The organism is Streptomyces pacificus (genome assembly GCF_011766325.1).
GTDB classification, from domain to species: Bacteria; Actinomycetota; Actinomycetes; order Streptomycetales; family Streptomycetaceae; genus Streptomyces; species Streptomyces pacificus.
Map to the genome: position 1 here is coordinate 312,856 of NZ_BLLG01000005.1, position 13,201 is coordinate 326,056.

Sequence of the window (13,201 nt, forward strand, 5' to 3'; positions counted from 1 at the left end):
GAGGGCAATTCGGCAGGATCCTAGATCGGGACGATGTCCGGCGCGCCCAACCGCGCCGCGTCCGCCGTCAGGTCGTCGGGTTGCAGCTGCGATTCCCGCTCGGCCTCCACCCGCTTCTCGTAGTGCTCCACTTCCCTCGCGATCCGCCGCTTGTCCCAGCCCAGCACCGGGGCCATCAGCTCGGCACACTCCCGTGCGCTGCGCGTGCCCCGGTCGAACGTCTCGATGGATATGCGGGTCCGCCGGGTGAGCACGTCGTCGAGGTGGCGTGCGTCCTCGTGGGAGGCGGCGTAGACGATCTCGGCCCGCAGATAGTCGTCCGCGCCGGTCAGCGGGCGGCCGAGGCCGGGGTCGGCCGCGACGAGTTCCAGCAGTTCCTCGGCCATGGACCCGTACCGGTTGAGCAGGTGCTCGATCCGGGCGACATGGAGTCCCGCCCGCTCGGCGATCCCCGCCCTCGCGTTCCACAGGGCGCGGTATCCCTCGGCACCCAGCAGCGGCACATCCTCCGTGACGCACTCCGCGACCCGGCGGTCCAGCCCGTGGACGGCCTCGTCCACCGCGTCCTTCGCCATCACCCGGTACGTCGTGTACTTGCCGCCGGCCACGACGACCAGACCGGGCACCGGATGCGCCACCGTGTGTTCGCGGCTGAGCTTGCTGGTCGCCTCCGACTCCCCGGCGAGCAGCGGGCGCAGCCCCGCGTACACCCCCTCGACGTCGTCGCGGGTGAGCGGGACGGCGAGCACCGAGTTCACCCGCGCCAGCAGGTAGTCGATGTCGGCGCTCGAGGCGGCCGGGTGGGCCTTGTCCAGGTCCCACTCGGTGTCCGTGGTGCCGACGATCCAGTGCCGGCCCCACGGGATGACGAAGAGGACGGACTTCTCGGTGCGCAGGATCAGACCGGTGGCCGAGTGGATCCGGTCCTTGGGCACCACGAGGTGGATGCCCTTGGAGGCCCGGACGTGGAACTGCCCTCGCTCGCCGATCAGGCCCTGGGTGTCGTCGGTCCACACACCCGTGGCGTTGACCACCTGCCTGGCCCTGATCTCGTACTCCCCGCCGGTCTCGACGTCCTCGACCCGGGCTCCGACGACCCGCTCCCCCTCGCGCAGGAAGCCGACGACGGGCGCCCGGCCGGCCGCCAGCGCGCCGTACGCGACGGCCGTGCGCACCAGGCCCGCCACAAAACGGGCGTCGTCCATCTGGGCGTCGTAGTACTGCAGTGCACCGACCAGGGCGTCCCTCCGCAGGCACGGGGCCGCCCGCAGGGCGTGCCCGCGGGTGAGATGGCGGTGCACCGGCAGGCCGCGGCCGTGGCCCGAGGACACCGACATCGCGTCGTACAGCGCGACGCCCGCTCCGGCGTAGACCCGCTCCCAGCCCTTGTGCCGGAGGGGGTAGAGGAAGGGCACGGGCTTCACCAGATGCGGGGCGAGGCGCTCCAGCAGCAGTCCCCGCTCCTTGAGCGCCTCGCGCACCAGCGCGAAGTCCAGCATCTCCAGATAGCGCAGCCCGCCGTGGATCAGCTTGCTGGATCTGCTGGAGGTGCCCGACGCCCAGTCGCGCGCCTCGACGATCCCGGTGGCCAGCCCGCGCGTCACCGCGTCCAGCGCGGTACCCGCACCGACCACCCCGCCACCGACCACCAGCACGTCCAGCTCGCGCTCCGCCATCGCGGCCAGAGCCTCGGCGCGCTGCGCCGGTCCCATCGTCGCTGTCCTCACGGTGCCTCCCGTCGCCCCCGCTGGTCGGGCCCACACCCCCGATTCTGTCCGCACGCCCGGACTTCAGCCACCGCCTGTGGACAACACTCGGACGACCAGCGGGGCGCAATACCGCATAACGGTCATATTTACTCCTAGTCTGACATTGCCCCTGCTCGTTCTGTCCACAGGACTTGCGCGTCACGTGCCCTTCGGCTAATGGGAAGGACGGCCCACCGCCATGCCCGCAGATCTCGCCGTCATCGGACTCGGCCACCTCGGACTGCCCCTCGCCCAGGCCGCGGCAGCCGCGGGCATCAGGACCGTCGGCTACGACCCCGACCCCCGCCCCGCCGCCGAACTCGCCGCGGGACGTCCGCCCGTGAGCGGCTCCCTGAGCGCGCCGGAGATCCGCCGGATGCTCTCGGGGGGCTTCCGGCCCACCACCGATGCCGCCGAGCTGGGCCGGGTGCGCACCGCGGTCATCTGCGCGCCCACCCCCCTCGGACCGGACCGCAGGCTCGATCTCTCAGCCGTCGGCGCGGCCGCCCGGGCGCTGGCCGCGCGGCTGCGCCCGCACACCACCGTGCTGCTCGAGTCCCCGGTCGAACCGGGCACCACGGAGGACTATCTGCGGCCCATCCTGGAGGAGGGGTCGGGGCTGCGCGCGGGCGCCGACTTCCATCTCGCCTACGCGCCCAGCCGGCTGGACCCCGGCAACCGCGCCCACGGCCGGTCCAGCACCCCGCAGGTGATCGGCGGCCTGACGCCGGCCTGCACCGAGTCGGCGGCCACCTTCTACGGCCGGATCAGCGACAAGGTGGTCCGCGCCCGCGGAACGCGCGAGGCAGAGGCCGTCAAGCTCCTGGAGACCAACTTCCGGCACGTCAACATCGCCCTGGTCAACGAGATGGCGGTGCTCTGCCACGACCTCGGCGTCGACCTCTGGGACGTCATCCGCTGCGCGGAGACCAAGCCGTTCGGGTTCCAGGCCTTCCGTCCCGGCCCCGGGGCGGGCGGGCACGGCCACCCGGTCGGCACGGTCGGGCCGCACCGCTCCCTGCGGCTCGTGGAACTCGCGGGCCAGATCAACGAACGCATGCCGGGTTATGTCGTCCAGCGCTGCGCGACCCTGCTGAACGAGCACGGCAAGTCGGCCCGCGCGGCCCGGATCCTGCTGCTCGGCATCACCTACAAGCCGGACCTCGCCGACCAGCAGGGCTCGCCCGCCCCCGAGATCGCGCGGCGCCTGCTGGAACTGGGCGCCTCGGTCGGCTATCACGACCCCTATGCGGCGGCCTGGCGGGTGAACGGCCGTCCCGTCCCCCGCGCCGACTCCCTCTACGAGGCCGCGGCCACCGCCGACCTCACCGTGCTGCTCCAGCACCACCGCACGTACGATCTGCAGGGTCTGGCCGTCAAGGCCCAGATCTTCCTGGACACCAGGGGAGCCTGTCCGGCGGGCGCGGCGCACCGCCTGTGACCCAGCGGGGGCCCGGGCCTCGGACCACCCGTGCCCCGCACGGCCCGGCCGCGCACGGGAGGACACCAGGCCGACCCCTCGGGCCCCAGGCCCGGAGGAGCGGGCTGCCGGGCCCTCGCGTGCGGCGCGCCGCGCCGGACCGTCAGCGCCTGTGCTGGGAGTCCGCCACCGTCACCTCGACGCGCTGGAACTCCTTGAGTTCGCTGTAGCCCGTCGTCGCCATGGCGCGGCGGAGGGCGCCGAAGAAGTTCATCGAGCCGTCGGGGGAGTGCGACGGGCCGGTGAGGATCTCCTCCGTCGTCCCGACGATGCCCAGGTCGACGAGCTTGCCCCGGGGCACGTCCTCGTGGACCGCCTCCATGCCCCAGTGGTGACCGCGGCCGGGCGCGTCCGTCGCACGGGCCAGCGGGGAGCCCATCATCACGGCGTCCGCGCCGCAGGCGACGGCCTTCGGGAGGTCGCCGGACCAGCCGACACCGCCGTCGGCGATGACATGGACGTACCGGCCGCCGGACTCGTCCATGTAGTCGCGCCGGGCGGCGGCGACGTCGGCGACTGCCGTCGCCATGGGCACCTGGATGCCCAGCACGTTGCGGGTGGTGTGCGCGGCGCCGCCGCCGAAGCCGACGAGGACGCCCGCCGCGCCGGTGCGCATCAGATGCAGCGCCGCCGTGTACGTGGCGCAGCCGCCGACGATGACGGGGACGTCGAGTTCGTAGATGAACTGCTTGAGGTTCAGCGGCTCGGCGGCGCCGGAGACGTGCTCGGCGGAGACCGTCGTACCGCGGATGACGAAGATGTCCACCCCCGCGTCGACGACCGTCTTGGAGAACTGCGCGGTGCGCTGCGGCGACAGGGCGGCGGCCGTGACGACGCCGGAGTCGCGCACCTCCTTCAGGCGCTGCCCGATCAGCTCCTCCCTGATCGGGGCGGCGTAGATCTCCTGCAGACGGCGGGTCGCGCGCTCGGTGGGCAGTTCGGCGATCTCGTCGAGCAGCGGCTGCGGGTCCGCGTGCCGGGTCCACAGGCCCTCGAGGTTCAGCACGCCCAGTCCGCCCAGCTCACCGATGCGGATGGCGGTCCGCGGCGACACGACGGAGTCCATGGGGGCGGCCAGGAACGGCAGCTCGAACCGGTAGGCGTCGATCTGCCACGCGATCGAGACCTCCTTCGGGTCCCGGGTGCGCCGGCTCGGTACGACGGCGATGTCGTCGAAGGCGTACGCCCTGCGGCCGCGCTTGCCGCGCCCGATCTCGATCTCAGTCACGATGTGTGGCCTTTCCCTCTGCGTCTGCGCCTACCAGTATCCCCGACACATAGGCGGGGGCGGCCCCGGCAAACCCCGGAGCCGCCCCTGCCGCAAGCACGCACCGCGGCGGAAAGCAGCGCCGACGGCGGCCGTCGGCCCTGTCTGCTGCCGTGGCCCGCGCTACTTCCTGCTGTAGTTCGGGGCTTCGACCGTCATCTGGATGTCGTGCGGGTGGCTCTCCTTGAGTCCCGCCGAGGTGATCCGGACGAACCGGCCGCGGTCCTGCAGCTGCGGCACGGTGCGGCCGCCGACGTAGAACATCGACTGGCGCAGACCGCCCACGAGCTGGTGGACGACCGCGGAGAGCGGGCCGCGGTAGGGCACCTGCCCCTCGATGCCCTCGGGGACGAGCTTCTCGTCGGAGGCGACGCCCTCCTGGAAGTAGCGGTCCTTGGAGAAGGAGCGCTGGTCGCCGCGGGACTGCATGGCGCCGAGCGAGCCCATGCCGCGGTACGACTTGAACTGCTTGCCGTTGATGAAGAGCAGTTCGCCCGGCGACTCCTCGCAGCCGGCCAGGAGCGAGCCGAGCATCACCGTGTCGGCGCCCGCGACCAGCGCCTTGGCGATGTCACCGCTGTACTGGAGGCCGCCGTCGCCGATGACCGGGACGCCCGCCTCCTTCGCCGCGAGGGACGCCTCGTAGATCGCGGTGACCTGCGGGACGCCGATGCCGGCGACGACGCGGGTGGTGCAGATGGAGCCGGGGCCGACGCCGACCTTGATGCCGTCCACGCCCGCGTCGATGAGCGCCCGGGCGCCGTCGCGGGTCGCGACGTTGCCGCCGACGACGTCCACGGGGGCATTGGACTTGATCTTGGCGACCATGTCCCCGACCAGCTTGGAGTGGCCGTGGGCGGTGTCGACGACGATGAAGTCGGCACCGGCCTCGACAAGGGCCTGGGCGCGCTCGTAGGCGTCGCCGGCGACACCCACGGCGGCACCGACGACGAGCCGGCCCTCCCGGTCCTTCGCGGCGTTCGGGTACTTCTCCGCCTTCACGAAGTCCTTGACGGTGATGAGGCCCTTGAGGATGCCGGCGTCGTCGACCAGCGGAAGCTTCTCGATCTTGTGGCGCCGCAGCAGCTCCATCGCGTCCACACCCGAGATGCCGACCCTGCCGGTCACCAGCGGCATCGGGGTCATGACGTCGCGCACCCGCTGGGTGCGGTCCGTCTCGAAGGCCATGTCGCGGTTGGTGACGATGCCGAGCAGCTTGCCGGCCGGGTCGGTGACCGGGACGCCGCTGATCCGGAACTTGGCGCAGATCGCGTCCGCCTCGGCGAGCGTCGCGTCGGGGTGCACCGTGATCGGGTCGGTGACCATGCCGGACTCGGAGCGCTTCACCAGGTCGACCTGGTTGGCCTGGTCGGCGATCGACAGATTGCGGTGCAGCACGCCCACGCCGCCCTGGCGGGCCATGGCGATGGCCATACGGGACTCGGTCACCTTGTCCATGGCCGCGGACAGCAGGGGGATGTTCACCCGCACGTTCTTCGAGACGTGCGAGGAGGTGTCGATCTGATCGGGCGCCATGTCGGACGCACCGGGCAGGAGCAGCACGTCGTCGTAGGTCAGCCCGAGTGTCGCGAACTTCTCGGGCACTCCGTCGACGTAGGCAGTCATGACACCTTCCCCAAATGGCCTTGATCGGTGCGGATGTCCATGCTAGCGGGATCCCGGGGCGCCACGTTCCACGATCAAGATCACCGAGTGGCTTCGTACGTTCGTACGTACGGACGCGGCCCCCGCGGAGTTCATCCGACGCCCTCCACGCTACTGCTCGGCGAGCGCCCGCAGCCTGCTGAGGGCCCGGTGCTGGGCGACCCGGACCGCGCCCGGCGACATACCGAGCATCTGCCCCGTCTCCTCCGCGGTGAGCCCGACCGCGACCCGCAGCACCAGCAGCTCGCGCTGGTTCTCCGGGAGGCTGGCGAGGAGCCTCTTGGCCCACTCCGCGTCGTCGCTGAGCAGCGCACGCTCCTCGGGCCCCAGGGAGTCGTCGGGCCGTTCCGGCATCTCGTCGGACGGCACCGCGGTGGAGCCGGGGTGCCGCATGGCCGCCCGCTGGAGATCGGCGACCTTGTGCGCCGCGATGGCGAAGACGAACGCCTCGAAGGGGCGCCCGGTGTCCCGGTAGCGCGGCAGCGCCATGAGGACCGCGACGCAGACCTCCTGCGCGAGGTCCTCGACGAAGTGGCGGGCGTCACCCGGCAGCCGGCTCAGCCGGGTGCGGCAGTACCGCAGGGCCAGGGGGTGCACCCGGGCCAGCAGATCGTGCGTGGCCTGGTCGTCGCCGTCGACGGCACGCTGGACGAGGGCACCGATGGCCCCCGGGGCAGCCGCCGCCTCGTCGTCACGCATCGGTCCATGGTGCCCTGGCTGCCGCTGCTCCGTTGCACCGCGTCCGCAGTTGTGCACCGAAGCGTTATGAGCAGGTGCGCCGGAACTCATCTCCTGCGCCCTCCCCTTGCGCTCGACCGAATCGTCCCCGAGGAACTCCACACCTCAAGGATGCGGCATCGCGCGGAAAACGTGTGCCCGCCGCCGACCGCCGCCCCGCCCACCGCATGACGGGCGGGACTCGCGATGCCGCGGGAGGCCCTGCCGCGGGGTCCCGGGCGCGCGTCCCGTGCACGACGGCCGCGCGCCCCTCCGGTGCCGCCCGCCGGGACGGGTCCCGGCTTCGCCCGGCACCGCTCAGCGGACCAGGCCCCAGCGGAATCCGAGCGCGACGGCGTGCGCCCGGTCCGAGGCACCCAGCTTCTTGAACAGCCGCCTGGCGTGCGTCTTCACCGTGTCCTCGGAGAGGAACAGCTCCCGTCCGATCTCGGCATTGGACCTGCCGTGGCTCATGCCCTCGAGCACCTGGATCTCCCGGGCGGTGAGGGTCGGCGCCGCGCCCATCTCGGCCGAGCGCAGCCTGCGCGGCGCGAGCCGCCAGGTCGGGTCGGCGAGGGCCTGGGTGACCGTGGCCCGCAGCTCGGCGCGCGAGGCGTCCTTGTGCAGGTATCCACGGGCACCGGCGGCGACGGCCAGCGCCACGCCGTCCAGGTCCTCGGCGACGGTGAGCATGATGATCCGGGCTCCGGGGTCGGCGGAGAGGAGTCGCCGGACCGTCTCGACGCCGCCCAGTCCGGGCATGCGTACGTCCATCAGAATCAGATCCGAGCGATCGGCCCCCCAGCGGCGGAGGACTTCCTCGCCGTTGGCCGCGGTCGTCACACGCTCCACGCCGGGCACGGTTGCCACCGCGCGGCGGAGCGCCTCTCGGGCGAGCGGGGAGTCGTCGCAGACGAGGACGGATGTCATGGCCGCCCTCCGCAGCTGATGCGCGTCACCTTGAGCCTCCAGGCTGGTTACGTATCGTCACCTGTGCGGTTGACGCCCCCGGACTCGTGCCCGAGTGCTGGTTCTCTCAACCGCCTCCGCCCTCTCAACGACGGTCACTCGAAAGAGTTACGGGCGGGCCGGGCACCTTCGGGACTCTACGTCACGGGCCGTGAGCAGAGGAGCGCGACACAGCTCAGCCGCACGTCAGACGGCATCTATGCCCCATTTGGCCGCAATTTTTCACATTTGCTGGTGTCTGCGGCTAGATTCGCAATGAGTCATATTTACATCTACTTACACCGTAGATGTACGGTCGAAGTCCAGGACCACTCAGCACGGCGACATCAGAACCACTCAGCACGGCCACAAGGGGACATGCGCCATGGCAGATTTCTCCCGCCTTCCCGGACCGAACGCCGATCTGTGGGACTGGCAGCTGCTCGCAGCCTGCCGTGGGGTGGACAGCTCGCTCTTCTTTCACCCGGAGGGGGAACGCGGCGCCGCACGGAGCGCGCGCGAGAACTCGGCGAAGGAGGTCTGCATGCGGTGCCCGGTACGGGCGGAGTGCGCGGCGCACGCACTGGCGGTCCGGGAGCCGTACGGGGTGTGGGGCGGACTCACCGAGGACGAGCGCGAGGAGCTCATGGGGCGGGCCCGGCACCGGCTGATCCCGACCGGTGGCACCGGCGGCACGCCGCACGGCTGACCCCGGGCCGTCACCCCTTGAGAAGAAACGTTCCTGCAATGTCCGGGCCGCCAACCGGAACCGCGGCCCCGCAGCCGGGGACGTCCACCGCCGGTGCGGCAGGCGCGGGGGACGGCATGGCGCGGCTCAGCGGGCGGCGGCCGTGACCAGCTGGTCCAGAGTCGCAGCGACGGCGGGTACCTGAGCCAGGTCGGGCAGCGTCAGCGCCACGATCTCGCGCAGGACGGGGGGCTCCACCGCCACCGTCCGAGCCCCCTTGGGCAGGACGGACTCCAGCGCGAGCCCCGGCAGCACCGCGACACCGAGACCGGCGCCGACGAGTCCGACCACCGCGGGGTAGTCGTCCGTGGCGAAGTCGATCCGGGGGGTGAACCCCGACTCCTCGCAGACCGCCACCAGCTGGCGCCGGCAGCGCGGGCATCCGGCGATCCACGACTCGCCCGCCAGCTCCCCGATGGAGACGGAACCCGCGTCCGCGAGGCGGTGCCCCTCCGGCACCAGCACCGTCAGTCCGTCGCTGAGCAGGGGCCGCACCACGAGGTCCGCCCACTCGGTGCCTCCGGTGCCGTACCGGAACGCCAGCGCCACATCGCAGTCACCCTCCCGCAGCATCTCCTCGGAGCGCGGCGGCTCGGCCTCGACGAGGGAGACGCGGGTACCCGGGTGGGCGGCGCGCAGCGCCGCGAGGGCGGTGGGCACCAGTGTGGAGCTGCCGCTGGAGAACGACACCAGCCGGACCCGCCCGGCGCGCAGCCCCGCGATCGCCGCGACCTCCTCCTCGGCTGCGGTGAGCCCGGCCAGGATGCCCGCCGCATGACGCACCAGCGCCTCCCCGGCCTGGGTGAGGCGCATCTCCCGGCCGGTCCGGACCAGGAGCGGGGTGCCCGTGGACGCCTCGAGGGCCTTCATCTGCTGGCTGACGGCGGGCTGTGTACAGCCCAGTTCACGGGCCGCGGCGGAGAAGGAGCCGGTGGCGGCCACGGCGCGCAGAACGCGGAGGTGACGGGGTTCGATCACCCCCCGATCATAAGGGACCCTTGGGGCACGGCGAAGTATTCGACAAGCACCTTGGAGCTGCGGGCTGCGGGCTGCGGGCTGCGGGCTGCGGGCTGCGGGCTGCGGGCTGCGGGCTGCGGGCTGCGGGCTGCGGGCTGCGGGCTGCGGGCTGCGGGCTGCGGCGGACCGTACTCCGGTCCCGCCCCGGTTCCTCCTCCCGCCGGGCCGGGCGGCGTCCGGCACCATGCCCGGCTCGAACGGCGCGCATACGCGCGGCGCACTAACGTGCCGCCTATGACGACAGCACTCATCACGGGCTCGACCGCGGGTATCGGGGCCGCTTTCGCGCGGCGGCTCGCGGCCGACGGCCACGATCTGGTCCTGGTGGCCCGGAACACCGCGCGCCTTCAGGAGCAGGCCACCGAACTCCACGACCGGCACGGCATCGAGGCGGAGGTACTGACCGCCGATCTGTCCGAGGACGACGGCATCTCCTCGGTGGAGAAGCGGCTCGGCGACAGCAGGCGGCCGGTGGACCTGCTCGTCAACAACGCCGGTTTCGGAAACAAGGGGCGGTTCCTCGAGGTCTCCATGGCCGACGAGCTGAGGATGCTGAAGGTGCACTGCGAGGCGGTGCTGAGGCTGACGGCCGCGGGCACCGCACCCATGCGCGACCGGGGTCGCGGCGGGGTGGTGAACGTGGCGTCGGTCGGCGCGTTCGTGCCGCGGGGCACATACGGCGCGTCGAAGGCATGGGTCGTGCAGTTCACCCAGGGCGCGGCCCGGGACCTGGCGGGCACCGGAGTGCGGCTGATGGCCCTGTGCCCCGGTTTCGTGCGCACCGAGTTCCACCAGCGGGCGGGAATGGGAACGGAGAACGTTCCCGGCTGGATGTGGCTGGACGCCGACAAGGTGGTGTCGGCTGCGCTCGCCGATCTGGCGCGCGGCAGGACGCTGTCCGTACCGGATCCGCGCTACAAGGCGCTGATGGGCGTGGTGAAGCTGGCGCCGCGCGGTCTGCTGGGCGGGGTCGGCTCCAGGGCCGGCCGCAAGTACGCGCCGAAGTAGACGCCCCGGACCCCCTCCCGCCGTGGCGGCACGGCGGGAGGACGAGCACCGACGGCGGGGCAGGAGCACCCACGGCCGGCCCGGCCGTCCGCGGCGGACACAGCCACCGGCCCCTGGCGCCCGAGGCCCCTGGCCCGGGGACCCGGTCCGGTAGGCCTGGTAGGCCTGGTAGGCCTGGTAGGTCAGGTACCGAGCGAGGCAGCAGGCGAACGGGCCGGCCGCGCAGGGCGGCCGCGGGAGCCGCCGGTACCGCCGCTGTCCCGTACCGGCGCCCGTGCGAGCATGACGGCGTGCCGATACCCACCGTGCTGCTCGCCGAGGACGACAGGGCTCTTCGCACCTCGGTCGAGAACCTGCTGCTGATCGAGGGCTACCGGGTGGTCACCGCCTGCGACGGCCTGGACGCCGTCGCAGGCGTGGCCGGTTGCTCGCCCGACGCGATCGTTCTCGATGTGATGATGCCCCGGCTGGACGGCCTGGCGGTCTGCAGCAGCCTGCGGGCCCGGGGCGTCCGGACGCCGATCCTCATGCTCACCGCCCGGGTCGAGGTCACGGACCGTGTCGCCGGGCTGGACGCCGGGGCGGACGACTACCTGGTGAAGCCCTTCGAGCCCGCGGAGCTGCTGGCCCGGCTGCGGGCACTGCTGCGACGCGTGCCCGCCGGGTCCGGCCCGGACCGCGCGGACGCGGACGCCCTGGAGGCATGGGGCGTACTCCTTGATCCGTCCTCCCGCCGGGTGTGGCGCGACGGCGAGGAGGTCGTCCTCTCGCGTACCGAGTTCGACCTCCTCGAACTCCTCCTCCGCAACCGCGGGGTCGTACTGAGCCACGCCACCCTCCACGAGCGCATCTGGGGCTACGACTTCGGTCCGTCGTCGAAGAACCTGACCGTCTTCGTCAGCTACCTCCGCCGCAAGCTCGCCCGCCCCGGCAGCCCGGGTGTGATCCACACCGTGCGCGGTGTCGGCTACACGGTCCGGTAGCCGTGTTCCGTCTCCGCCGGCCCCGGCCCAGCCTCCGGCTCACCTTCTCGGTGGTCTCCGCCGTGACCGCGGTGCTGGTCGCCGCGGGTGTGGGTGTCCTGAGCCACGGCCTGGCCGCCCGGCTGACCTGGGACCGTGCCGACGACGACTTCCACGGGGCCGTGGAGGCCGTGGCCGTCTTCACCGCCGACCACGGCGGCCTGACCCCGGAGAGCCTCGCCGACCCGGATGAGGACGCGGGGCTCGACGAGTCGCTCTACGACTCCCGCACGCTCGTCGTCCAGGTCCTCGGCCCGGACGGCGGCATCGCGGACGAGGGCCACCCCCTGGTACTGCCCGTGGCCGGCCCCGACCGGGCGATGGCCGACGAGGAGGAGCCGGGGCGGACGGCCTCCGGCGAGACGCGGATCGACGGAGAGCGGGTCCGCGTCACGGCCGTCTCGCTCGGGGGCGGGCGGGGAGCCGTGCAGGTCGCCCAGCGGCTGGGAGAGGTGGAGACGCTGCTCTCGGGCCTCAGATCGCGGATCGTGCTGGTCGGTGCCGGGGTCGCGGCCGTGGCCGGGGTGTGCGGCTGGTTCGTCGCCGGACGGGTCACGCGCAGGCTCACCGACCTGGCCCGGGTCACCCGTCTGGTGGCCGTCACCGGTCACCTGGACCTGCCGGTGCCCTCGGCGGGCCGGGACGAGGTGGGGCAGCTCGGTGCGGCCTTCGAGACGATGCTGAACCGGCTGGCGCGTGCCAGGGAGGACCAGCGGCGGCTGGCCCAGGAGGCAGGGCACGAACTGCGCACCCCCCTGACGAGCCTGCGCACCAACATCGCTCTGCTGCACCGCTTCGAGGAGCTGCCACCGCGTTCGCGCACCCAGGTTCTGGAGGACCTCACCAGCGAGTCGAGGGAACTGATCCAGCTCGTGAACGAACTGGTGCGGCTCTCGACGGACAGCCGGCAGCCCGAGGGCAGAGAGCCGGTGGCACTGGCCGAACTCGCCGAACGGGTGGCCAGGCGCTTCCGGGTCAGGGCGGCGCGGGACATCTCCGTCCGCGCCGACGGGTCGAGCGTGTCCGGGCAGCCCCAGGCGCTGGAGCGCGCCCTGGCCAATCTGGTGGAGAACGCCGCGAAGTTCGACCCCGGGGGCCACCCGGTGGACATCCGTGTCGCACAGGGCAGGGTCGAGGTACGGGACCGGGGGCCCGGGCTCCCCGATGTGCCGGAGGACCGGCTCTTCGACCGCTTCTACCGCGCACCCGAGGCCCGGAGCATGCCGGGTTCCGGGCTCGGGCTGGCCATCGTGGCGCATATCGTGCACGCACACGGCGGCTCGGTGTTCGCCCGCAACCGCGCGGGCGCCGGCGCCGTCACCGGGTTCGTCCTTCCCCTGCTCCCCGAGGGCGGGCGCGCCAGCGGTGACGGGGCCGTGGACGCGGCCGGCCGCGCACCCGGCGGTGACGGAAACCCCGGATACGGGAACCCCGGGTAGCGGGCGCGGGCGCCCGTGCGTCCGGCGGCGGCCAACGGCCCGGGTCCTTGCCCCGTTCCCACCCGACTCCAGCACTTCCTTTACCTTCCTCCTGCAGTGTGGCGGAGCCCTCGGCCCCGGGGGCCGTGCGTGTTCCGCCGAG

General features: G+C 72.6%; 11 protein-coding genes. 5 read left to right on the top strand and 6 right to left on the bottom strand.

Translation table 11 applies throughout. The annotated features are described in order from the left end of the window. Window positions 1-20: 20 nt before the first annotated feature. Window positions 21-1,727, bottom strand: a complete 1,707-nt coding sequence (locus SCWH03_RS11105; RefSeq protein ID WP_173264006.1) for a glycerol-3-phosphate dehydrogenase/oxidase — start codon at window positions 1,725-1,727, stop codon at window positions 21-23. A gap of 220 nt (window positions 1,728-1,947) precedes the next feature. On the opposite strand from SCWH03_RS11105, the gene SCWH03_RS11110 reads away from it, so the two are divergent. Next, window positions 1,948-3,189: a nucleotide sugar dehydrogenase gene (locus SCWH03_RS11110; protein ID WP_173264007.1), complete on the top strand. Its 1,242-nt coding sequence runs from the start codon at window positions 1,948-1,950 to the stop codon at window positions 3,187-3,189. A gap of 142 nt (window positions 3,190-3,331) precedes the next feature. On the opposite strand, the gene SCWH03_RS11115 is transcribed toward SCWH03_RS11110, so the two are convergent. From SCWH03_RS11115 to SCWH03_RS11130, 4 genes are all read right to left on the bottom strand, one after another. After that, window positions 3,332-4,456: a GuaB3 family IMP dehydrogenase-related protein gene (locus SCWH03_RS11115; RefSeq protein WP_173264008.1), complete on the bottom strand. Its 1,125-nt coding sequence runs from the start codon at window positions 4,454-4,456 to the stop codon at window positions 3,332-3,334. Window positions 4,457-4,618: 162 nt separating this feature from the next. Further along, on the bottom strand, window positions 4,619-6,121 hold the full coding sequence (gene guaB / locus SCWH03_RS11120) for an IMP dehydrogenase (RefSeq protein WP_173264009.1): 1,503 nt from the start codon (window positions 6,119-6,121) through the stop codon (window positions 4,619-4,621). Between the two features lie 150 nt (window positions 6,122-6,271). Next, on the bottom strand, window positions 6,272-6,859 hold the full coding sequence (locus tag SCWH03_RS11125) for a sigma-70 family RNA polymerase sigma factor (RefSeq protein WP_123188924.1): 588 nt from the start codon (window positions 6,857-6,859) through the stop codon (window positions 6,272-6,274). Between the two features lie 336 nt (window positions 6,860-7,195). Beyond that, window positions 7,196-7,807 carry a response regulator transcription factor gene (locus SCWH03_RS11130; protein WP_003948568.1) on the bottom strand — a complete coding sequence of 204 codons (612 nt, stop codon included), beginning with the start codon at window positions 7,805-7,807 and terminating at the stop codon, window positions 7,196-7,198. A gap of 403 nt (window positions 7,808-8,210) precedes the next feature. Here SCWH03_RS11130 and SCWH03_RS11135 point away from each other — a divergent pair, with 403 nt between their 5' ends. Beyond that, on the top strand, window positions 8,211-8,534 hold the full coding sequence (locus SCWH03_RS11135) for a WhiB family transcriptional regulator (protein ID WP_173264010.1): 324 nt from the start codon (window positions 8,211-8,213) through the stop codon (window positions 8,532-8,534). A gap of 126 nt (window positions 8,535-8,660) precedes the next feature. On the opposite strand, the gene SCWH03_RS11140 is transcribed toward SCWH03_RS11135, so the two are convergent. Continuing rightward, a complete protein-coding gene (locus tag SCWH03_RS11140; protein ID WP_173264011.1) occupies window positions 8,661-9,551 on the bottom strand; it encodes a LysR family transcriptional regulator in 891 nt (296 codons plus the stop codon). A 273-nt stretch (window positions 9,552-9,824) separates the two neighbouring features. On the opposite strand from SCWH03_RS11140, the gene SCWH03_RS11145 reads away from it, so the two are divergent. The 3 genes from SCWH03_RS11145 (at window position 9,825) to SCWH03_RS11155 (ending at window position 13,059) form a co-directional block, all read left to right on the top strand. Next, window positions 9,825-10,598: an SDR family NAD(P)-dependent oxidoreductase gene (locus tag SCWH03_RS11145; RefSeq protein WP_173264012.1), complete on the top strand. Its 774-nt coding sequence runs from the start codon at window positions 9,825-9,827 to the stop codon at window positions 10,596-10,598. A 290-nt stretch (window positions 10,599-10,888) separates the two neighbouring features. Then, on the top strand, window positions 10,889-11,581 hold the full coding sequence (locus SCWH03_RS11150; protein ID WP_173264013.1) for a response regulator transcription factor: 693 nt from the start codon (window positions 10,889-10,891) through the stop codon (window positions 11,579-11,581). A 2-nt stretch (window positions 11,582-11,583) separates the two neighbouring features. Beyond that, entirely contained in the window at window positions 11,584-13,059 is a 1,476-nt protein-coding gene (locus SCWH03_RS11155; protein WP_254076687.1) for a sensor histidine kinase, read from the top strand. The last annotated feature ends 142 nt before the right edge of the window (window positions 13,060-13,201 follow it).